The organism is Reyranella sp., assembly GCF_004297265.1.
GTDB lineage: Bacteria > Pseudomonadota > Alphaproteobacteria > Reyranellales > Reyranellaceae > Reyranella.
Genome location: NZ_SCUT01000040.1, coordinates 146,032 through 165,659, shown reverse-complemented (window position 1 = coordinate 165,659; position 19,628 = coordinate 146,032). Strand labels below are relative to the sequence as shown.

Below are 19,628 nucleotides of genomic sequence, written 5' to 3'. Positions count from 1 at the left end.
TCAGTTCTCGTTGCGCCAGAAGCCCAGGAGGAAGCGGCGGCGTTTTCCGGCGCTCGCGCCGAACTGGTCGTTGACCTCGGACAGCGTCGCGCCGTGCCGTGTCATCCATCGAGTGATGACGAGCTTTCCCAGCCAGCCGATCACGAGGAAGCTGCCGAAATAGAGGATGGCGGTATAAAGCGCTCTCACGAATGCGAGCATAGGCCGGGCGGGCGATGAAGTCAGATGTCGTGGTGATCGGGGGCGGGGCGATGGGATCGTCGGTCGCGTACCATCTGAAGTCCGATACGGCGTTCACGGGGACCGTGACGGTGGTCGAGCGCGATCCGGCCTATGCGCGCGCTTCCTCGGCCCTGTCGGCGAGCTCGATCCGGCAGCAGTTTTCCACGCCGCTGAACATCCACCTGTCGCGGTTTGGCATCGGCTTCCTGCGGCACGCGAAGGAGTTGCTGGGCGTCGATCTGGGGCTGAAGGAGCCGGGTTATCTCTTCCTCGCGAGCCCGGCGGGTGAGGCCGTCCTGTGGGCCAATCATGCGGTGCAGAGGGGTGAGGGATGCGCGGTCGAGCTGCTCGATCCGGCGGGCTTGAAGGCCCGCTTTCCCTGGATCTCGGAGGAGGGGCTGGCACTGGCATCGCACGGGACGGCCAACGAAGGCTGGTTCGACGGACCCTCGCTGATGCAGGGGTTCCGGCGCACGGCGCGAGATCTCGGCGCGACCTACATTGCCGACGAGGTCGTGTCATTCGATGCCGGCGGCGTCGACCTGAAGGAAGGCGGCCGGCTGGACGCCCGTACCGTCGTGCTGGCGGCCGGACCCTGGTCGGGCGAGGTGGCGGGACGATCGGGCGTCGCGCTGCCCGTGGAGCCGCGCCGACGTTCGGTCTTCGTGTTCGACGTGCGCGAGGCGCCCGGCCTCACGCCGCTCACCATCGATCCGTCCGGCACCTGGTTCCGGCCGGAAGGGCGGTTCTATCTGGCGGGCACGACGCCGGCTGACGGCAACGACCCGCCCGGTGCGCCGCTCGAGGTCCAGCACGAGGAGTGGGACGAGATGCTCTGGCCCACACTGGCGGCGAGGGTGCCGGCCTTCGAGGCAGCCAGGGTCGTGAATAGCTGGGCCGGCTACTACGAATACAACACGTTCGACCAGAACGGCATCGTCGGCCGCCATCCCAGGGTCGAGACCCTGATCTTCGCGACGGGCTTTTCCGGCCATGGCATCCAGCAATCGCCGGCCGTGGGCCGCGCGGTCGCCGAGCTGATCGTGCACGGCGACTACCGGACGCTCGACCTCAATACTTTTGGTTATGACCGCATTGAATTGGGCCGGCCTATCCGCGAGCTGAACGTCGTGTGATACTCGCAGCCTCACGCGAGGAGAGTGACGTGCCCGATCAAGCGCTGGTGAATTCGGATCTGCAATCTGCCCTGGCCGAGGCCAAGCAGGCCTATGTCGACCGCAATCCCAAGAGCTTCGCCCGCCACCAGGATGCCTGCGTGGCCATGCCGGGCGGCAACACCCGCACCACCCTGCACAATTCGCCGTTCCCGCTGACCGTCGTGCGCGGCGAGGGCTGCCGGCTTTGGGATGCCGACGGCCACGAATACATCGATGTACTGGGCGAATACACGGCCGGCATCTACGGCCACTCCCATCCGGTGATCCGCGCCGCCATCGACCGCGCGCTGAACCACGGCTGGAATTATGGCGGCCGCAACGAGAACGAAGGCAAGCTCGCCAAGCTGATCGCCGACCGCATGCCGTCGATCGACCTGGTGCGCTTCACCAACTCCGGCACCGAGGGCAACGTCATGGCGCTCGCCGGCGCCCGCGTCTTCGCCCAGCGCAAGGGCCGCACCAAGGCCACCAAGGTCATGGTGTTCCACGGCGGCTATCACGGCGGCGTGCTCTATTTCGTGAGCGGCGGCAGCCCGGTGAATATGCCCTACGAATACGTGGTGGCGCCCTACAACGACATCGAAGGCACCAAGGCCCTGCTGGCCAAGCACGGCGAGGAGCTGTTTGCCGTGCTGCTGGAGCCGATGCAGGGCAGCCATGGCTGCCTGCCGGGTGACGTCGAGTTCCTGAAGGCGGTGCGCGAAGAGACGAAGGCGCGCGGCATCACCATGATCTTCGACGAGGTCATGACCTCGCGCCTCTCGCCAGGCGGCCTGCAGGCCAGGTACGGCATCACGCCCGACATGACGACGCTGGGCAAGTATATCGGCGGCGGCATGTCGTTCGGCGCCTTCGGCGGCAAGCGCGAGATCATGGAGCTGTTCGACCCGACCAAGCCGGACGCGCTGCCCCATGCCGGCACCTTCAACAACAATGCGCTCACCATGGCGGCGGGCGTCGCGGGCTATGGCGAGGTCTACACGGCCGAGGCGGCCAAGACGCTGAACGATCGCGGCGACAAGATTCGCGAGCGGCTGAACGCGATCTGCCGATCAGCCGGCGTCGCCTTCCAGTTCTCCGGCATCGGCTCGATGATGACGGCGCACGCCACCGCCCGGCCGATCAGGACGGCGGCCGACATCGCCTCGTCGAACCAGGACGTGAAGGAGCTGTTCTTCTTCGACATGAGCGCCGCAGGCATCTGGATCGCCCGGCGCGGCTTCGTGGCGCTGAACGTCATGATCGGCGACGCCGAGGGCGACCGGTTCGTGGCGGCCGTCGAGGAGTTCGTTGCGGCACGAAAGGCCCTTTTGTAGGCGCCGTAACGGCTTACATTGGGGGAATGACCAAGAGCCAGGAATTCCCCCAGCCGGTCGCCGGCACCGTGGTGCCGCGTTTCGGCGACGTCGCCACCTTCATGCGCCTGCCGCTGTTCCGTGATCCCGCGGAGGTCGAGATCGGCATGGTCGGCGTGCCGTGGGATGGCGGCACGACCAACCGTCCCGGCGCGCGCCACGGCCCGCGCCAGATGCGCGACCTCTCGACGATGATGCGGCGCATCCACCACGTCACGCGCGTCGCGCCCTACGAGCTGGCGAAGTGCGGCGACCTGGGCGACGCGCCGGTCAATCCGGCCAGCCTCGACGATTCGCTCGATCGCATCGAGCGGTATTACGCCAAGCTCCATGCTGCCGGTGTGGTGCCGCTGTCGGCCGGCGGCGACCACCTCATTACTCTTCCGATCATGCGCGGCATCCGCAAAGGCCTGCCGCCGCTCGGCATGGTCCATTTCGACGCCCACAGCGACACCTGGGACACCTATTTCGGCGGCTTCAAGTACACGCACGGCACGCCGTTCCGCCGCGCGGTGGAGGAGGGGCTGCTCGATCCGAAGCGCGTGGTGCAGATCGGCATCCGCGGCTCGCTCTACAAGGCCGACGACAACCAGTGGGCCGTCGACCAGGGCATGCGGGTCATCACCATCGAGGAGTATTTCGACCTGGGCGTCGAGAAGGTGATCGCGGAGGCACGCCGCGTCGTCGGCACCGGCCCGGCCTATGTCAGCTTCGACGTCGACGGCCTCGATCCGGCTTACGCGCCCGGCACCGGCACCCCCGAGATCGGCGGCTACACGCCGCACGAGGCGCAGCGCATGCTGCGCGGCCTGCGTGGCCTCGATCTGGTCGGCGGCGACGTCGTCGAGGTCTCGCCGCCCTTCGACATGAGCGGCAATACCGCCCTCGTCGGCGTCACGATGATGTGGGAAATCCTCTGCCTGCTCTCCGAATCGGTGGCGAAGCGGAAGGGGCGGCTCTGACGGTTCCCGCTGTCTGGCGATGGCGCCCGCTGGGGTGGTGGCGCTATCCTGAGGGCATGCGCGCCTTTCTGCTCAGCCTCCTCCTTGCCTTCGTCGCCTCGTCCGTCTCGGCCCAGCCGGTGCCCCGCTGGATGACCCTGCCGCCCACGCCTTCGTTGCCGCCGGCCGTGAGCAGCGGCCATGCGCCGGTCAACGGCATCTCGATCTGGTACGCGACCTACGGAAGCGGGCCGCCGGTGATCCTGTTGCACGGCGGGCTCGCCAACTCGAATTACTGGGGTCACCAGGTTCCCGAACTGGCGAAAACCCACCGGGTGATCGTCATGGACAGCCGCGGTCATGGACGCAGCACGCGCGACGCCCGGCCCTACGGCTACGCGCTGATGGCCTCGGACGTGATCGGCCTGATGGACCATCTCGGCGTGCCTCAGGCCGCGGTGGTGGGCTGGAGCGACGGCGCCATCATCGGGCTCAGCATGGCCATGACCCATCCGCAGCGGGTGTCGCGGCTCTTCGCCTTCGCTGCCAATTCAGATCCGAGCGGCGTCAAGGACGTCGACAAGAGCCCCGTGTTCATGGCGTTCATTGCGCGGGGCGAGAAGGAGTACGAGGCGCTCTCGGCCACACCCAACCAGTACAAGAGCTTCGTCGAAGAGATCAGCCGGATGTGGGCGACGCAGCCCAACTGGACGGCGCAGGACCTTGCCGGCATCAAGGTCCATACCTGGATCGTCGACGCCGATCACGACGAGGCGATCAAGCGCGAGAACACCGAGTTCATGGCCGGGGCGATCCCCAACGCGGGGCTGCTGCTCCAGCCCGAAGTCAGCCACTTCTCGATGCTCCAGGCGCCGCAGCAGTTCACCGACGACGTGAAGCGCTTCCTCGACCGCAAATGGGACTGACCAGGCGGCATTGTCAGGGGCACAAACGGAATAAACGAAATAGACGAAACTAACGAAACGAAAAATGCCCCCTCGGGGGAGCGATTCCCGGGTTTGCGGTGCCTGGATACCGCGAAAGCGGCTCAGGCGGCCAGTTCCAATATCTCCCTCACTTCGGCGGGCGTCGGGATCGGGCGCGGATTACGGGGGATCCAGGGGGTGCCCATCGCCTGCTCGGCGATGCGGTCGAAATGCTCGCGGCCGATCTTCACATCGGCAAGGCGGCGCGGCATGTCGAGGTCGCGGATGAAGCGGTCGAGCACGTCGCCGGCGTCCTCGCCGGGATAGCCCATCGCCGCCGAGATCAGAGCCTGGCGGTCGGCGTTGGCCGGCTTGTTCCAGCGCATGACCGAGGGAAGCATGATGCAGGAGGTGTGGCCGTGCGGGACGTCGAACACGGCGCCCAGCACGTAGCCGATGCCGTGGCTGGCGCCCATCGGCACGCCGGCTGCGATGCCGGCCATCGAGAGCCACGAGCCGGTCTGGCAGTCGAGCCGTGCCGCCATGTCGGAGGGATCGGCCTTCACCCGGGGAAGGCCGCGCGCCAGCAGCGACAGGCCGTGCAGGGAGGAGGCGTTGCTGAACTCCGTCGATTCGTTGGAGCAGACGCCCTCGACGCAGTGATCGATCGCGCGGATGCCGGTCGAGAGCAGCAGCCACATCGGTGTGTGACGCGTGACCTCCGGATCGAGGATCACGGCCTGTGGGATGGTGAGGGGATGGCGGAACATCTCCTTCACCTTGGTGGCCTCGTTGGTGACGCCGGCGATGGCGGAGAATTCGCCGGCCGAGAGCGTGGTCGGGATCGAGATCTGGCGCACGGTGGGCGGCTTCACGTCCGAGCCGCCGCGGATCCGGTCCATGTCCTCGGGCGTGCGCACGTCGTTGGCGAGGCAGAGCTGGACGGCCTTGGCGGCATCGGTGATGGAGCCGCCGCCCAGGGTGACGATCAGGTCGGCGCCGGCGGCGCGCGCCTGCTCGGCGGCGGCGACCACGGCGGCGCGCGGCGAATGGGCTGGCATCCGGTCGAATGTACCGACGCACTTGTTGCCCAGCGCCCGGCGCAGCTTCTCGATCTCGTCGGTCTCGCGGTTGAGCGTGCCGCTCACCATCAGGAATACGCGGTTCGCGCCCTGGCGCTCGACCAGTTCCGACAAGGCCTCGGCGGCGGGCCGTCCGAAGATGACTTCTTCCATCCTGCTGAAAACGACGCGGCCCGACGCGGTCATGCTCTTCCTCCGGTTATTTTGCTATCGTGACGACGAAACCAGGCAAGGAAAAGCATGACCGGGACACGGGATGGCGCGATCGCCCGCGCAGAGAAATATTTCGACGACGGCGGCTTCCTCGAGGAGCTGCAGCGGCGGGTCGCCATTCCCACGACCAGCCAGGAACAGGGCTCCATGCCCGCCCTGCAGCAATACGTCTCCGGCGAGATGACCGAGTCGCTGAAAAAGCTGGGCTACGACTGCACCGTGCTGCCCAACCCGCGGAGCGAGTACGGCCCGTTCCTGATCGCGCGCCGGGTCGAGGACCCGTCCAAGCCGACCGTGCTGACCTATGGCCATGGCGACGTGATCCGCGGCCAGGAGGAGCAGTGGCGCTCGGGCCTGTCGCCGTGGAAGATCGTGATCGAGGGCGACAAGATGTATGGCCGCGGCACAGCCGACAACAAGGGGCAGCACACCATCAACATTGCCGCTCTGGCCTCGGTCATGCAGGAGCGCGGCTCGCTGGGCTTCAATTCGACGATCCTGATCGAGACCGGCGAGGAGACGGGCTCGCCCGGCCTGGCGGACTTTTGCAAGGCCAACAAGGAGGCCCTCAAGGCCGACGCGCTGATCGGCTCCGACGGGCCGCGGCTCGACCATCGCCGGCCTACCATCTTCGGCGGCACGCGCGGCACGCTGAACTTCAACCTCTCGCTCACCCTGCGCGAGGGCGGGCACCATTCGGGCAACTGGGGTGGCCTGCTGGCCAATCCCGGCATCATCATGGCCCATGCGCTGGCGACCATCACCGACGAGCGCGGCCAGATCAAAGTGCCGGAGTGGCGGCCCAAGACGCTGACCAATTCGATCCGGGCGGCGCTTGCCGATGCCCATGTCGATGCGGGCGAGGGCGCTCCCGAGATCAACGAGGATTGGGGCGAGAAATCGCTCACGCCCGTCGAGCGCGTGTTCGGCTGGAACAGCTTCGAGGTCCTGGCCTTCAAGACCGGCAACCCCGATCGGCCGGTGAATGCGATCCCGCCCAGCGCCGTCGCCTACTGCCAGCTGCGCTTCGTCGTCGGCACCGATCCGCACGACATCATCCCGGCGCTGCGCCGGCATCTGGAGAAGCACGGGTTCGGCATGATCGAGATCGAGCAGGCCCGCGACGTGATCATGAACGCCACGCGCCTCGATCCCGAAAATCCCTGGGCGAAATTTGCCTCCAGTTCGATCGAGAAGACGGCCGGCCAGAAGCCCAACATGCTGCCCAATCTCGGCGGTTCGCTGCCGAACGAGGTGTTCACCGACATTCTCGGCCTGCCGACCGTCTGGGTGCCGCATTCCTACGCCGCCTGCTCGCAGCACGCGCCGGACGAGCATCTGCTGGCGCCGGTCGCCCGGGACGGATTGCGCTTGATGACGGGCCTGTTCTGGGATTTGGGCGCGCAGGGCCGGCCGGGCTAAGCTCGCGGCGATGCTGTCAGCCGATGAGGCCGCGGACCTGATCGAAGCCATCGCGACCCGCCAGGATCGCGCCGCTTTTGCACGCCTGTTCCAGCATTTCGCGCCCCGCGTGAAGGCGTTCATCGTTCGGGGCGGCGCCGATCCCGAAGCGGCGCAGGAGGTCGCGCAGGAAGCCTTGATCATGGTCTGGCGCAAGGCTGCCAGCTTCGACCGGACGAAGGCCTCGGCGGCCACCTGGGTCTTCACCATCGCCCGCAACAAGCGGATCGACCATCTGCGGCGCAACAACCGACCGGCGATCGACACGGATGACTGGCTGACGGTTTTTGCACCGGAAGACGGCGACGCCGACAAATCCGTTCTCGCAGGGCAGACGTATACGCGGGTGAAGGCGTTGCTCGGGGGACTGTCGGCCGATCAGCTGGTCGTGATCGAGAAGGCATTCTTCGAGGACAAGACCCACACGGCCATCGCCGAGGAGCTGAAGCTGCCCCTGGGAACGGTGAAATCGCGCATCCGTCTGGCATTGGGACGCCTGCGGGAAGCCCTGGAGAGAGACGAGTCATGAGCCGCCATCCGGCGCCCGATGAACTTCTGCTGGATTATGCCGCGGGGACCCTGCCGGGCGGGCCGGCCCTCGCCGTGGCCCTGCACGTTGCGTTGGATCCATCGTCGCAGCGCACGGTCGACCGGCTGAACGCCGTGGGCGGGGCGCTGCTCGAGCGCGAACCGGTGCCGGATTTCGGCGAAAAGGATGCTACGGCACTGGACCAGGTGCTGGCGCGCCTCGACGAGGTGCCCGTGGAGTCACCACCGGCCGCTGCGGACCGCCGTCATTCCACCTTCGGCTGGGCGCCGGCGCCCCTGGTGCCGCACCTGCGGCCCGGCATGGACTGGCGCCGGGTGATGGGAAAGTTCGACGAGATCCGGCTCGACCTGCCCGGGGACTTCCACCGCGTTTCGCTGCTGCGGCTGGAGGCCGGGCGCGGCCTGCCGGAGCACAAGCATGCCGGTTATGAGTACACGGTCGTCCTCCAGGGCGGATACACGGACGAGACCGGCAATTACGGCGTCGGCGATTTCGCGGTCGGGCCGGGCGCACAGCGTCACGAGCCGATCGCCGATCCGGGCGAGCCGTGTATCGCTCTCATCGTCGTCGAGAATCCCATCGTGCTGACCGGTCCCTGGGGCCGCTGGCTCAATCCGCTGGTCAGCCGCGGCTGGATCTGAAGCGGCCCAACGGAGCACGTTGACCGCGCAAGGGCTTCCCTTCAGGTTTGCGGCCTGAGGAGAGGACCCCAATGCCGCGCATTCCGTACTACGAAGTCGAAAACGCCACGGGCAAGCATGCCGAGCTGCTCGGCAAGCTCAATCCCATGCTCAACATCTACCGGATGCTGGCCAACTCCGAGCAGGGCGCAAAAGGCTTCCTGCGCATGGGCAACGGGTTGCTCTATCGCTGCGAATTGAATCCGGTGCTGCGCGAGCTGGCCATCATCCGCGTCGGCCGCCTGAGCCGCACCGCCTACGAGGTGTTCCAGCACGAGCGCATCGGCCGCGAGGTCGGCGTGAGCGAGGAGAAGATCGCCGCCCTGCGTGACGCCACCATCGAAGCCCCGGCCTTCGACGACAATGAAAAGGCCGTGCTGCGCTTCACCGACGACGTGGTGCGCAACGTCCGTGCCTCGGACAAGACGCTGAAGGCTGTGCAGGCCTTCCTGACGCCGGGAGCACTGGTCGAGCTCACCCTGACCATCGGCTATTACATGATGGTCTGTCGCTTTCTCGAAACCACGGGTGTCGAGGGCGAAGAAGGCCAGGCGGAGTGGCTCAAGACGGCGAAGCTGTAGTTGACAAAATCCTCCCCCGTCATCGGGGGAGGAGTCGGCGTCTCATGCCGACGGAGGGGTCAGGAAGCGCACGAAAGAGCATGACCCCTCCGCCCCGATGAAGGGGCACCTCCCCATTTGAATGGGGAGGAGGGATGGAAGACTAGGAGTAGAGAAATGGCGTACCGCGTCCTGATCGCGCAGTTCATGCATGAGACCAATACCTTCAGCAAACTCAAGACGACGCTGGAGGACTACCGTAAGCGCTGGCTGATCGAGGGCGAGGAGATGGTGCCGCGCTTCAGCGGCACCAGGAACGAGGTCGGCGGCTACATCGACTCGATGAAGAAGTACGGTTGGGAGCCGGTCTGGGCGGCGGCGGCCAATGCGACGCCCTCGGGCAAGCTCACCAGGGAGACGTGGGAGCATATCCGCGACCTGATCCTCAATGCGGCGAAGAAGGGCGGCAAGCTCGACGCGATCTGCCTTTCGCTGCATGGCGCCGCCGTGACGGAAACAGAAGACGATGCCGAAGGCGCGCTGCTCGAGGCGTTGCGCGCCATCGTCGGGCCGGACATCCCGGTCGTCGCCACGCTCGACCTGCATGCCAATGCCACGGTGAAGATGGCCAAGCATGCCAACGCGCTGGTGAGCTATCGCACCTATCCGCACATCGATGGCTACGACCGCGCGGTGCAGGCTGCGGCGCTGGTCCAGGAGACGCTGGAGGGCCGGAAGAAGCCGAAGTGCCTGCTGGTCCAACCGGCGATGCTGCAGGGCGCGGATTCCGGCAAGACCACGCAGCCCGGCCTGATGCGCGACCTGCTGGCCAAGGCCGACGCCTTCGAGAAGGAGCCGGGCATCAACGTGGTCAGTATCCAGGCGGGCTTCACCTGGGCAGACATCCCCTACACCGGTCCGTCGATCGCCGTGAGCCACGAGCCGGCTGCCGAGAAGCGCGCCAAGGAAGTGGCGGCTGCGATCCTCGATGAGATCTGGAAGCGCCGCGACGAGAACTCCTCGGACTTCCGGCCGGTGTCCGACGCCATCGCCGCGGCCAAGGCGGGCGTCGGCAAGGACGGCCCGCTGGTCGTGGCCGACGGCACCGACAATCCGGGCGGCGGCGGCTACAACGACACGACGCCGGTACTGCAGGCGCTGATCGACGCGGATGTGCAGAACGTAGCCTTCGGCACGATCTACGATCCCGGCACGGTGCAGCAGGCCATCAAGGCCGGCGTGGGCGCGGAGATCGACGTCGAGCTGGGCGGCCATACCGATCCCTCGATGGGCGCGCCGGTGAAGGCTCGGGCGATCGTGAAGATGCTGTCCGACGGTTCGTTCAAGAACGACGGTCCGATGAATGCGGGGGTCGAGACCTCGATGGGGCCGACCGCGGTGCTGCGCATCGGCGGCATCGACGTGGTCACCATCTCCAACCGCATCCAGACCATCGATCTGCAGGTCTTCCTGAGCCAGGGCATCGACCCGCGGCGCAAGAGCGTCGTCGTGGTGAAGAGCGTCCAGCACTTCCGCGCCGCCTATGCGCCGATCGCCCGCGAGATCGTGCTGGTCGATTCCGGCGGCATCTGCTCACCGGACATCTCGCGGCTGAAGTTCACCAAGCTGCGTCGGCCGATCTGGCCGCTCGACGGCGTCAACGATCCTTACGCGGGGCAACGTCCATGAACATCACGCGCGAGGCACCGCTGCCCGGCGCTTCCTTTGGCGCGACGCTGAGGCTCGAAGGCGATGCCGCGAAGATCGTCGCGGCGGCCGAAAGCGATCCGAAGGCCCTCCCGGCGGCGCTGGCCGAGGCGAAGGGATTGCTGCTGATCCAGGGCATGAGCGGCATCTCCGACGATCCCGATCTGCTCATCCGTCTCAGCCGGGTCTTCGGTCCGGAGGTCGAGGATTATCGCCACACGCTCACGGACCTGAAGTCGGTGCATGTCTCGGTGCCGGAGATCCTGCTCGTCTCCAACATGGCGCCCGTCAGCAAGGCACCGCCCAAGCGGCCCGAGCCACCGCTGGCTGCCGACGGTCTGATCCCGACCCAATATCCCCATCGCAAGGGCTGGCACACCGACCAGAGCTATCGCCGCCCGCCGCCCGACATCTCGCTGTTCTATGCCGTGACACCGGCGCAGCGCGATACCGGCCAGACCCTGTTCGCCAACGGCATTCTGGCCTACGAGGCCCTGCCGCCCGCGTTGAAGGAGAAGGTCGAGCCCCTGGTCGGCCTGCACGCCCAGCCGGGCAGCGGCCGGTCGCGCGAGGCGGCTCTGGCCGGACGCACGCCGCGCGCCTTCGCGCCCCATGAGCGCTCGCAGCCGCAGCCGGTCGTGCGCACCCATCCGGTGACGGGGGAGAGTTCGCTTTTCCTCTGCGAATGGGGCCAGATGGACTGGTTCGAGGGGCCGTTTGTGGGTATGGAACCCGGCCCGCACGGGGCGGGGGCCGCGCTGCTGGACGAGATCATGGCGCACTACACGGAGCGCCGCTTCTGCTACGCCCACGAATGGACCGAGGGCGATCTCCTCATCTGGGACAATCGCTGCCTCGTCCATGCTGCGACCTGGTTCGATGGCGAGCGCGAGGGCCGGCTGATGTGGCGCACAACGGTGCACGGCAATCCCGGCGCCTACTATGCGGGTGAGAAGAAGAGCTGGATTCCTGCACCCGCTGCTTGAGGCGGAAATCAGCGCTTCTGTCTGAAGAAGGTGGTGAGCGCGTATCGGCGGCCGCGGGTGACCGGGCCGACCGCGTGCAGCAGCGAGCAGGAGAAGACCGCGGCTGCACCCGCGGGCGGACTGACTTTCACGGCGGCATATTCCGGGAAGACCAGCTCGCCGCCCTCGAAATCGTCGTTGAGGTTGAGCGACACGGCGAAGGCGCGATCGGCCGTCGTCGGCGCGCCATTGTCGCGATGCGCGGCGAAGAAGTGCCGGCCTTCGGCGCTGTAGGACAGCACGACATGCGAATCGAAGGTGAACTCGCGATCGAAGGCGAAGACCTTGGTGAGTTCGGGCCCGATGCGATAGGCGAGGCGGTCTGACACCGCCTTCAGCATCATCGGCTCGACGATCGTGTAATCTTCGGTGCGTTTCAGCGCGGCCATGTTGACGTTGCCGTAGCGGCTGGAGACGCCCGAATCCTTGTGATCGCCCTTGCCCCACAGGCGGATGAGCTGGGTGCAGAAGTCCGGCTCGAAGACGCGCGGCAGGACCAGGACCGGCGCCATCGCCGTGGTCAGGCGCAGGTCGGCGCCGCCGTCGGCGCGCACCGAGTCGGCAACGCCCTTGATCGTCTCGGCGGCCGCCAGCACGGCGCGGGTGTCGAATGTCGTGGCGACCCTTTGATTCGGATCGAGCACGATCACCCTCTGGCGCAGGCCCATGCCCTGGCCGAACGAGACCGCCCCGGCCTGGGAGAGCAGTGCCGGCAGGAACTGCCCCTTATCGTCGCAGAGCAGCAGCGGCTCCTCGGGGACTGCACCGAGCTTCTTCCAGAGAGGTCCGGACGCCGCGACGGTATTGCCGGCGACGACGACGAGCTTCGTTGAGGCCGCGGCACAGGCCTCGCGCAGGGACGCGAATTGCGCGGCGTCGAGGGCCGCGAGATCTGTCACGGCGATCAGGGCGACCGGGTCGCCGTTGAACGACCAGACGAACTTCCGGAGCTTTCCGTCGAGTCCCGGCAGAACGAAGTCGGGGACGCGGTCACCGGGCCGGAGGGAAAGCATGTTCGTCATTCTTTGTTCGGAGGACTATCGAAGGGAGGGGGGTGAAAGATACTGGAAGCCCGGGGGCCAGGGCGTCGCAACTCGACGCAGTCTGTGGATAACGGCACGGGCCGACAATGGCACTCAACCCCTCGCCAGGCCTTCCAGCAATGTCGCTACGGCCTCCGCCCCCGGATCGGGAACGCCCTCAAGATGCGAGGCCGGGACATGGCTGGATCGGCCGGCGCGGGCCGCCGGCATCCGGGCAGTGGCGTCGGCACCGGCACGGGCGGCTTTCGCGGCTTCGTCGAGCCCCTGCGGCAGGGCGCCCAGAGCGGGTGCGATGGCATCGACCATGGTGCGATCACCGGGTTTGGCGCCGCCATGGATCATCATCGTCGCAAGCCCGGCTGCAAGCGAGTCCTGCCAGCTTGCACCGCCCGATGCGGACTGGCCGGCGGCCGAGAAGAAGATGGCCAGCAGCACGCCCGACGATCCTCCCATGGACCGGGAGAGCGCCTCGCTGGTTGCCGCGAAGAATCGGTCCAGCCTGGCGAGCGGCATCAAGGGCAGCGCCGTCTGCAGATGACGGGCGGCGGCGGCGACGGTCGAGCCGGTATCTCCATCGCCGACCCGGGCATCGAGCGCGTTGAGTTTTCCCTCTGCGGCGATGAGGATGTCGCAGGCCCGGCTGACCAGGGCGCTCAACGAGGGGTTCCGGCTCGCCCCGATGGGCTTCCTCTTCAGCTCCCGCGGCAGTTTCACGAGCCGCGGCTTCACGTGGGTGCCGACCTTCGGCCAGACCAGCGGGCTGGCCGGCGACAGCAGCGCCTTCTCGAAGTCGGGTGTCAGGGGCAGGAGGCTCAGGGAGAAGCCGTGCATGTCGAGGGAGGACACCAGCGTGGCTGGACCCAGCACCAGTTTGACCTTGGCGCCTCGCCGGCTCGCCAGCACCTCGTTGGCCAGCAGATTCATCTCCAGCGGCGTGGTGGAGCCCAGATTGTTGACCAGAAGGGCATAGGAGCGGGCGGGCTTCGCCGCGGCGAAGAGGCGGTCGACCAGTACGAGGGCCGCCTGGCGCGCACCTTCGAAGTTCATCAGGTCGGCGCCCGGTTCGCCATGAAGGCCAAGGCCGAGCTCGGCCTTGCCGTCCGGAACGCGATCTTCGCGGCCGATGCCGGGAAGGGTGCAGGAAGACAGCGAGATGCCGAGCGAAACCACCTCATCGGCCGCCTTTTGGGCCATCGCGGCGACGGTCTTCAGGTTTGCCCCTTGCTCGGCGTAGTGACCGGCGACCTTTTCGACGAACATGACGCCGGCGATGCCCCGCGGCTGCGGGATGTCCGGCAGCGCTATGTCGTCCTTCACGATCACCACCTCGACGTTCCTGCCGAGCGCCCGAGCCCGCTCCACGGCAAGCCCGAAGTTCAGGCGATCGCCGGTGTAGTTCTTGAAGATGACGAGACAGCCACCCTTGCCGGTTACCGCCATGATCGCGGCGAACACGGCGTCGACCGACGGCGAGGCGAAGACCTCGCCGCAGACGGCGGCGGTCAGCATGCCCTTCCCGACGAAGGAGGCATGCGCCGGCTCGTGACCGGATCCGCCGCCCGCGACGATCGCCACGCGCCCCGGCTTGTGGTCGGTGCGCAGGACAACCTTGATGCCGGGATAGCCATCGAGCCGCGCCAGGTTGGCGCCACCGCTGCTGCACAGCAGCCCGTCGATCGCATCGACGACGAGGCTCTCCTTGCCGTTGATGAATTGCATGCCAGGCCTCATGTCGTCCGGTTGCAGCGGATTGGACGTATAGCCGGTGACCCGTAGCCGGCGGAAGCGTACTTGCCCGGCGCAGGTCTCGTCAGGCTGGTGACCGGCGCACCAGTGTCCACCAGCCGGCCAACCCGACGATGCCGGTGACGGCAACGCCGATGCCGATGTTCATCTGCGTATCGTGCGGCACGTAACCCACGAGCAGGGTCAACACCGCGGCGGTCACCATCTGTACGAAGCCCAGCAGCGCCGAGGCCGCGCCGACGCGGTTGGCAGGGACCGCGACCAGCGCGTTCGCCATCGCGTTGGGCATGTTGAGGCCGTTGCCCCAGCCCATCAGGATCAGCGGCACGATCAGTGCGAGCGGCGTGACATGGCCCAGCGCCGCCGTCGCCACCATCGCCAGGGCGCCCAGGGTGAGGATGCCCTGGCCCACGGGGATCAGGATCAGGCTCTTCACCCGGCCCTGCAGGCGGCTTGAGACCAGGCTGCCGACGACGAAGTTGCCGGCCCAGGCGAGAGTGAACCAGCCGAAGGTTTCGACGGCCACGCCCATCACCTGGATCAAGAGGATGGGGCCGCCCGAGAAGAAGACATTGAAGCCGGCCGAGGCGCAGGTGGCTGCGATCATGAGACCGATGAAGCGGCGCTCGCGCAGCACTGCGCGGAAGCCGTCGAGATAGTCGGGCACCACGCCGGTCGTGCGCGGCGCTGCCTTCGGCGCGGTCTCGCCAACGATGCGCCAGACCAGGACCAGAACGGCGAGTCCGCAGGCGGCCGTGAACCAGAAATTGCTGCGCCAGCCGAACCAGCCGAGGAGTTGCCCGCCCAGCAGCGGCGAGAGCGCCGGCGCCAGCGCCATGGAAGAGGCCATGTAGCCCATCGCCCGGGGGGCTTCGGGGCCGGCTCTGCTGTCGCGCACGATGGCGCGTCCCAACACCACGCCGCCGCAGGCGCCGCAGGCCTGGACGAGGCGCGAGGCGATGAGGATCTCGATCGTCGGACTGAGCGCGCAACAGACGCTGCCGATCGTGAATACGACGAGGCTGGCCAGAAGTAACGGCCGTCGGCCCAGATTGTCAGAGAGCGGGCCCACGGCCAGCTGGGCAAAGGCGAAGGCAAACAGGTAGATCGAGAGCGTAAGCTGCGCGGTGCCGTAGGCGACACCCAGGTCCATCGCGATGGTCGGCAGCGACGGGAGGAAAATGGTCAGCGCCATCTGCGAGGAAACGGTGGCGCTCATCAGCAGCCAGATCGGCGGTTTGATCGTGCGCATGCGCGGAATTTCACGTGTCCGCGACAGGCGGAGTGGCCGGCTCATAGCAGCCTTCGTCCGCCGGGGGCAGGTCCGCCGTCCGACAGGCGGTCGGGAGCCGTTCTTGAACCGCGAGCGGGCCGCCCGGCTTCGCGGCCCCGATCCTGAAAGAAGGAATTGAGTAGAGGCTGCGGGCGTACATTACCCGGCTTCATGAGTGTCACGGCGTCGAGGCGGCGGCACCGCCGGCTGGAATGGATCTCGGCGGCGGCAATGCCATTGGCGCGGAGCAGTTCGCCGATGCGCGCCTGCGCTCGGCCCTCGACCTCTCGGTTGAGACGGCACGCCCGCTGGCCCCCGTTGTCAGGGCCAGAAGCGCGGCCATGCCGGCGCGCCGCGATGGGCTTGTTCTTCCAAGTCCAGAAATGGGGGCGCCATCAGATGGACGTGCATGGTACGGGCGACCTTCATACCGGGATTGACCTTGCCCAGCCCGACCGGAGCCCTGATCCAGCTGAAAACGTACTCGACTACCCGCACCGTTGCGACGATCGCATCCCGCATTGCCTCCTCGGCCTCGCCCGCACGCCGCGCGACGACATCCATGCCGTTACGTCCGGGTTGCTCTCAGGTAGCGTCGCTGGTCTTCCTGGATTCCCGCGATGACGGCGTTTTCATTGTATGAAGCTATACCCGCGTAGTGGGCAGCGACCTTCAGGAACACCGGAAGGTTCGCGACCGCCTTGTCGTAGGAGATCAGGAGCAGCGGATATTCTGCTGACGCGGCGAGGGCGGCCATCATCCCGTAGGCATTCACAACTTCCTGAAGGCGCTGCACTAGATCGCTTTTCCGGACAATCGCCTTTCGAGCGGCGACCGACAGCGGCTCCTTGAAAATCATGACGGCGTGCGGATTGGGAATCATCTGCGCCACCTTCGCGAGCTGCCTTTCGATCGCCGGCACCTTCCATCCCCAGACCAAATGCAGGTAACAGAAGTCCTCGACAGTTTTGTCCATCATTTTCCAGTTCTGCGCCGAGAAGGCGAGCTGCAACTCAGAGTGCTCAAGGCGAATGCTGAGTTTGTCGTCTGCATCGCGCTTAAAAGGCACGCCCAAGCGGTAGAATACCGAGGCTGCGAACGACGTCCCGCCTCGTGTAGGGCCGCAGATGATGATGGACTTGCGCTCAGTAGTCTTGTGTCCGTTCTTGATGAGTGCGCCTGCAAACGAACTGTCGATCACCGCCTCCCCTTGCGTCAAACCATTCAATCACGAAAGAGAGACTCAGTCGATCAACCATGAGTAAAGGCGGTCACTTTGCTACGCCCACGCTTCTCTTTGTATATATAGAGGGATGAGCAGCGTAGAGAGAGACACATCCGGAGGCTGGAGACACAGGATGACAGATCGGCCACCTCCCAGTGCCCAGAACTTTGCGAAGTTGCTGCGGCTGCAGAAGCGCAAAGCCGAAAGGAAGAGGAAGAGAAGGGCCGATGCGATTCAACCAATCGACGAGCGAGAGCCGGCGGCGCCTCGTTCATTGGCCCGGTCGACAAGAGTGGTTGCCGAACCCTTGAGGCCCCTCGGCCAGCTTGCCAGGCCCGCCGGGTCGAAGGAAATCCGCCTGACTCCGCAGCAATGCGGGGACAGTCCGGTTTGGCGGTGGAGTGATGGCAGGCTGACGTTCTTCAACCTCAATCCGGACAGCCGCCATGTGCTGGCGGAGGAGGAAGTTCAGTCCCTCGAGGTCGAGGAGATCCCGGCCGCCCTGCTTTCCAGGCAAAGGGACCCGATGTTGCCGCCGCGCGCCTTCTCCGGCGCTGTGTATCGCAGTGACGGACACATCGTGCCCGAGTTTCTGGAACAAGATGCGCTGACGCAGCATCGTTGGAACAAGCGCATCAATGTCCCCGTGCTGGATCGGGCCCGGATCGAGGAGGCCGACAGCATCCGTGACACCTGTGTCTATCTCGGCCGCTGGTCCCACCGTTTCGGTCCTTTCCTCCTCGAGTCGCTGGCGCGCGCCTGGTACCTGCTGAAGGCTGATCTTTCGATCTCCCTTGTGTTCCACAGCTGGGCCGACCGGTTGATCGTCCCTCCCTTTGCATTGGCCATCCTGAGGGCGCTTGACGTGCAGCCGTCCCGGATCAGGGTCGTTGCGACTTGCGACGTCAGGGTCAGCAGGCTCATCCTGCCGTCCTCTCAATTCTGGCCGGGCCTCAGGGCCTCGCCCGGTATGTGCACCGTCTTCGATCACGTGAGGGAGCGGATGCTGCAGATCCGCCCCCACAAGGGGCGCACGCCCGAAAAGGTCTATCTGAGCCGGCGGGCCTTCGAGGCGGAGCTGGCCATCCTCAAGCCTGATGCGGTCATCCGGAATGAAGAAGAGGCGGAGACCTTCTTCCGTGGGCAAGGTTACGAGATTCTTCAGCCCGAGCTGATGGATTTCGAGGATCAGGTCGCGATCATCGCCAATGCGACGCATGTCGCCGGACCGTCGGGCTTTGCCCTGTACATGATGCTCTTCAACGCCAATCCGCGGGCCAGGCTGATCGAGCTCATGACCAAGCCTGCCGTCAACCAGTTGCTGATCAGCTCCATCCGAGGCTACGAGGCCTTTCACATTTCAAGTCTCGTGGAGGACGGAGTACCCGGCCCAATGCTGCTCGACATGGATGCGGTCGAGCGGGCAGTGCGTGAGATCGGCTGAGCGCGTGGGTCCCGGACCATGGTGCGGATTCGCTACGGCTGACTTGTGACCAGGCGTCGTCGTTCTGCAGCCGAAGACTTTCAGGCAGCAAGGCTGCCGTACCCATGAGCCGGGTGCACCCATTTCCAAGAAAAAGGCTCCGAAGCGAAGTGCCTCGGAGCCCTTAAAAACCGGTGGTGGGCGCTGTAGGGATTGAACCTACGACCCCACCCGTGGCCGATTTGATCCGCGGTCATCTCGCCGGCCAAGCATGGGTAACGGTAGCGTCAACGGCCTGTGGCGCGGCACGCCGCCGCATGGTACGCGCCTGAAAGCTGCTTCACGGCGAAAATGTCCGGAAATGTCCGTGCAGCCAGTTGAAGGGTGGGGGAGAAAGTTCATGGGAAACAAGGCAAGGACTATTGCTTTTGCGGCCGCAGCGACGATGGCTACGTTGTCTGCAACATCTGCACATGCTGTTTTGCTGTGTTGCGTTGTCCATGGTTCCGAGAGCTGCGCCCCTTACCCTGATATGTCCATGGAAGAATGCAATCGGCGTGTCAAAGTAAGCACATTTGCGTGTTTTCCTGAAGCGCTTATAGCCAACACCGGCGGTGCGGGAGGCTCGAAGCCAGTGGTGCTTCAGAGGGTAAATGGCGAGGCAACGCTCCTCATAGGCGGCAAGGCCTTCCCCATCCTTGTTCCGACGCCAGATGGAGCGAAGTCGTTCAGGGCAGCGCTGGAGAAGAATTCCACGATGGCCGACCCGGCTGTTCTCAAGAGGGCTTATGATGCTTCAATTGCCGGCGCGAGCAGGAAGGTCGACGACCAGCTTGCCAAACAAGCAAGTGAGCAATTCAAGGCAAAGATAGAAATCGGTAAGGGAGAGCCGGTTCGACAGTCACGCTGACGACGCGGAGCGGCGTCGCTAGCGGTGCTGACTTTGCGGGCAACCAAGCGGATGAGATCTATGCGGCGCCAACGGGCGAGATCGTAACCGTTGCGCATGAGAACGCTT

Annotated in this window: 19 protein-coding genes; 12 read left to right on the top strand and 7 right to left on the bottom strand. The window is 66.0% G+C overall.

The genetic code is table 11. The features are described from left to right. The gene (locus EPO41_RS17750) at positions 1–189 is read right to left on the bottom strand and encodes a hypothetical protein (protein ID WP_296327590.1); all 189 of its coding nucleotides are present in this window, start codon (positions 187–189) and stop codon (positions 1–3) included. A gap of 26 nt (positions 190–215) precedes the next feature. On the opposite strand from EPO41_RS17750, the gene EPO41_RS17745 reads away from it, so the two are divergent. Genes EPO41_RS17745 through EPO41_RS17730 form a run of 4 tightly spaced genes read left to right on the top strand, consistent with a single transcriptional unit; the run spans position 216 to position 4,622 of the window. Next, positions 216–1,358, top strand: coding sequence for an FAD-binding oxidoreductase (locus tag EPO41_RS17745; RefSeq protein WP_296327586.1), 1,143 nt, complete (start codon positions 216–218; stop codon positions 1,356–1,358). 29 nt (positions 1,359–1,387) lie between these two features. Further along, positions 1,388–2,716, top strand: a complete 1,329-nt coding sequence (locus EPO41_RS17740) for an aminotransferase class III-fold pyridoxal phosphate-dependent enzyme (protein ID WP_296327584.1) — start codon at positions 1,388–1,390, stop codon at positions 2,714–2,716. Between the two features lie 26 nt (positions 2,717–2,742). Continuing rightward, the gene (gene speB, locus EPO41_RS17735; protein ID WP_296327582.1) at positions 2,743–3,717 is read left to right on the top strand and encodes an agmatinase; all 975 of its coding nucleotides are present in this window, start codon (positions 2,743–2,745) and stop codon (positions 3,715–3,717) included. Positions 3,718–3,773: 56 nt separating this feature from the next. Further along, positions 3,774–4,622 carry an alpha/beta hydrolase gene (locus EPO41_RS17730; RefSeq protein ID WP_296327579.1) on the top strand — a complete coding sequence of 283 codons (849 nt, stop codon included), beginning with the start codon at positions 3,774–3,776 and terminating at the stop codon, positions 4,620–4,622. A gap of 122 nt (positions 4,623–4,744) precedes the next feature. Here the strand turns inward: EPO41_RS17730 and EPO41_RS17725 are convergent, their stop codons facing one another. Further along, entirely contained in the window at positions 4,745–5,890 is a 1,146-nt protein-coding gene (locus EPO41_RS17725; RefSeq protein WP_296327576.1) for an iron-containing alcohol dehydrogenase, read from the bottom strand. Positions 5,891–5,944: 54 nt separating this feature from the next. Here EPO41_RS17725 and EPO41_RS17720 point away from each other — a divergent pair, with 54 nt between their 5' ends. The 6 genes from EPO41_RS17720 (at position 5,945) to EPO41_RS17695 (ending at position 11,861) form a co-directional block, all read left to right on the top strand. Continuing rightward, the gene (locus EPO41_RS17720; protein ID WP_296327573.1) at positions 5,945–7,339 is read left to right on the top strand and encodes a M20 family metallopeptidase; all 1,395 of its coding nucleotides are present in this window, start codon (positions 5,945–5,947) and stop codon (positions 7,337–7,339) included. Between the two features lie 10 nt (positions 7,340–7,349). Beyond that, a complete protein-coding gene (locus EPO41_RS17715) occupies positions 7,350–7,907 on the top strand; it encodes a sigma-70 family RNA polymerase sigma factor (protein ID WP_296327570.1) in 558 nt (185 codons plus the stop codon). Further along, on the top strand, positions 7,904–8,569 hold the full coding sequence (locus EPO41_RS17710; protein ID WP_296327567.1) for a ChrR family anti-sigma-E factor: 666 nt from the start codon (positions 7,904–7,906) through the stop codon (positions 8,567–8,569). Before EPO41_RS17715 ends, EPO41_RS17710 begins: the two co-directional genes overlap by 4 nt. 71 nt (positions 8,570–8,640) lie before the next feature. Next, positions 8,641–9,189: a carboxymuconolactone decarboxylase family protein gene (locus tag EPO41_RS17705; protein WP_296327563.1), complete on the top strand. Its 549-nt coding sequence runs from the start codon at positions 8,641–8,643 to the stop codon at positions 9,187–9,189. Positions 9,190–9,345: 156 nt separating this feature from the next. Beyond that, a complete protein-coding gene (locus EPO41_RS17700) occupies positions 9,346–10,857 on the top strand; it encodes a M81 family metallopeptidase (protein ID WP_296327560.1) in 1,512 nt (503 codons plus the stop codon). Beyond that, positions 10,854–11,861, top strand: coding sequence for a TauD/TfdA family dioxygenase (locus EPO41_RS17695; RefSeq protein ID WP_296327558.1), 1,008 nt, complete (start codon positions 10,854–10,856; stop codon positions 11,859–11,861). Before EPO41_RS17700 ends, EPO41_RS17695 begins: the two co-directional genes overlap by 4 nt. 8 nt (positions 11,862–11,869) lie before the next feature. Here the strand turns inward: EPO41_RS17695 and EPO41_RS17690 are convergent, their stop codons facing one another. The 5 genes from EPO41_RS17690 to EPO41_RS17670 all read right to left on the bottom strand — a co-directional run bounded on the left by EPO41_RS17690 (position 11,870) and on the right by EPO41_RS17670 (position 17,163). Next, entirely contained in the window at positions 11,870–12,913 is a 1,044-nt protein-coding gene (locus EPO41_RS17690) for a 2OG-Fe(II) oxygenase (RefSeq protein ID WP_296327556.1), read from the bottom strand. A gap of 123 nt (positions 12,914–13,036) precedes the next feature. Then, entirely contained in the window at positions 13,037–14,662 is a 1,626-nt protein-coding gene (locus EPO41_RS17685) for a dihydroxyacetone kinase subunit DhaK (RefSeq protein WP_296327553.1), read from the bottom strand. Between the two features lie 91 nt (positions 14,663–14,753). Next, on the bottom strand, positions 14,754–15,941 hold the full coding sequence (locus tag EPO41_RS17680; protein ID WP_296327551.1) for a multidrug effflux MFS transporter: 1,188 nt from the start codon (positions 15,939–15,941) through the stop codon (positions 14,754–14,756). Between the two features lie 342 nt (positions 15,942–16,283). Further along, complete coding sequence (locus tag EPO41_RS17675; RefSeq protein ID WP_296327549.1) at positions 16,284–16,526, bottom strand: hypothetical protein; 243 nt, start codon at positions 16,524–16,526, stop codon at positions 16,284–16,286. A gap of 4 nt (positions 16,527–16,530) precedes the next feature. Continuing rightward, complete coding sequence (locus EPO41_RS17670; protein WP_296327547.1) at positions 16,531–17,163, bottom strand: hypothetical protein; 633 nt, start codon at positions 17,161–17,163, stop codon at positions 16,531–16,533. A gap of 199 nt (positions 17,164–17,362) precedes the next feature. Between EPO41_RS17670 and EPO41_RS17665 the strand changes: the two genes are divergently transcribed. Together EPO41_RS17665 and EPO41_RS17660 are read left to right on the top strand one after the other, a co-directional pair. Then, on the top strand, positions 17,363–18,631 hold the full coding sequence (locus tag EPO41_RS17665) for a glycosyltransferase family 61 protein (protein ID WP_296327543.1): 1,269 nt from the start codon (positions 17,363–17,365) through the stop codon (positions 18,629–18,631). A gap of 379 nt (positions 18,632–19,010) precedes the next feature. Beyond that, positions 19,011–19,520 (top strand): hypothetical protein, encoded by a 510-nt coding sequence (locus EPO41_RS17660; RefSeq protein WP_296327540.1) that lies wholly within the window; start codon positions 19,011–19,013, stop codon positions 19,518–19,520. Positions 19,521–19,628 lie beyond the last annotated feature (108 nt).

What these genes read in the sequence shown, in the direction of transcription:
- EPO41_RS17675 (WP_296327549.1), bottom strand. Translation starts at nt 16,526, where the DNA reads ATGGATGTCGTCGCGCGGCGTGCGGGCGAGGCCGAGGAGGCAATGCGG.
- EPO41_RS17730 (WP_296327579.1), top strand. Translation starts at nt 3,774, where the DNA reads ATGCGCGCCTTTCTGCTCAGCCTCCTCCTTGCCTTCGTCGCCTCGTCC.
- speB (WP_296327582.1), top strand. Translation starts at nt 2,743, where the DNA reads ATGACCAAGAGCCAGGAATTCCCCCAGCCGGTCGCCGGCACCGTGGTG.
- EPO41_RS17710 (WP_296327567.1), top strand. Translation starts at nt 7,904, where the DNA reads ATGAGCCGCCATCCGGCGCCCGATGAACTTCTGCTGGATTATGCCGCG.
- EPO41_RS17745 (WP_296327586.1), top strand. Translation starts at nt 216, where the DNA reads ATGAAGTCAGATGTCGTGGTGATCGGGGGCGGGGCGATGGGATCGTCG.
- EPO41_RS17680 (WP_296327551.1), bottom strand. Translation starts at nt 15,941, where the DNA reads ATGCGCACGATCAAACCGCCGATCTGGCTGCTGATGAGCGCCACCGTT.
- EPO41_RS17685 (WP_296327553.1), bottom strand. Translation starts at nt 14,662, where the DNA reads ATGCAATTCATCAACGGCAAGGAGAGCCTCGTCGTCGATGCGATCGAC.
- EPO41_RS17725 (WP_296327576.1), bottom strand. Translation starts at nt 5,890, where the DNA reads ATGACCGCGTCGGGCCGCGTCGTTTTCAGCAGGATGGAAGAAGTCATC.
- EPO41_RS17660 (WP_296327540.1), top strand. Translation starts at nt 19,011, where the DNA reads ATGGGAAACAAGGCAAGGACTATTGCTTTTGCGGCCGCAGCGACGATG.
- EPO41_RS17700 (WP_296327560.1), top strand. Translation starts at nt 9,346, where the DNA reads ATGGCGTACCGCGTCCTGATCGCGCAGTTCATGCATGAGACCAATACC.
- EPO41_RS17705 (WP_296327563.1), top strand. Translation starts at nt 8,641, where the DNA reads ATGCCGCGCATTCCGTACTACGAAGTCGAAAACGCCACGGGCAAGCAT.
- EPO41_RS17715 (WP_296327570.1), top strand. Translation starts at nt 7,350, where the DNA reads ATGCTGTCAGCCGATGAGGCCGCGGACCTGATCGAAGCCATCGCGACC.
- EPO41_RS17695 (WP_296327558.1), top strand. Translation starts at nt 10,854, where the DNA reads ATGAACATCACGCGCGAGGCACCGCTGCCCGGCGCTTCCTTTGGCGCG.
- EPO41_RS17720 (WP_296327573.1), top strand. Translation starts at nt 5,945, where the DNA reads ATGACCGGGACACGGGATGGCGCGATCGCCCGCGCAGAGAAATATTTC.
- EPO41_RS17690 (WP_296327556.1), bottom strand. Translation starts at nt 12,913, where the DNA reads ATGCTTTCCCTCCGGCCCGGTGACCGCGTCCCCGACTTCGTTCTGCCG.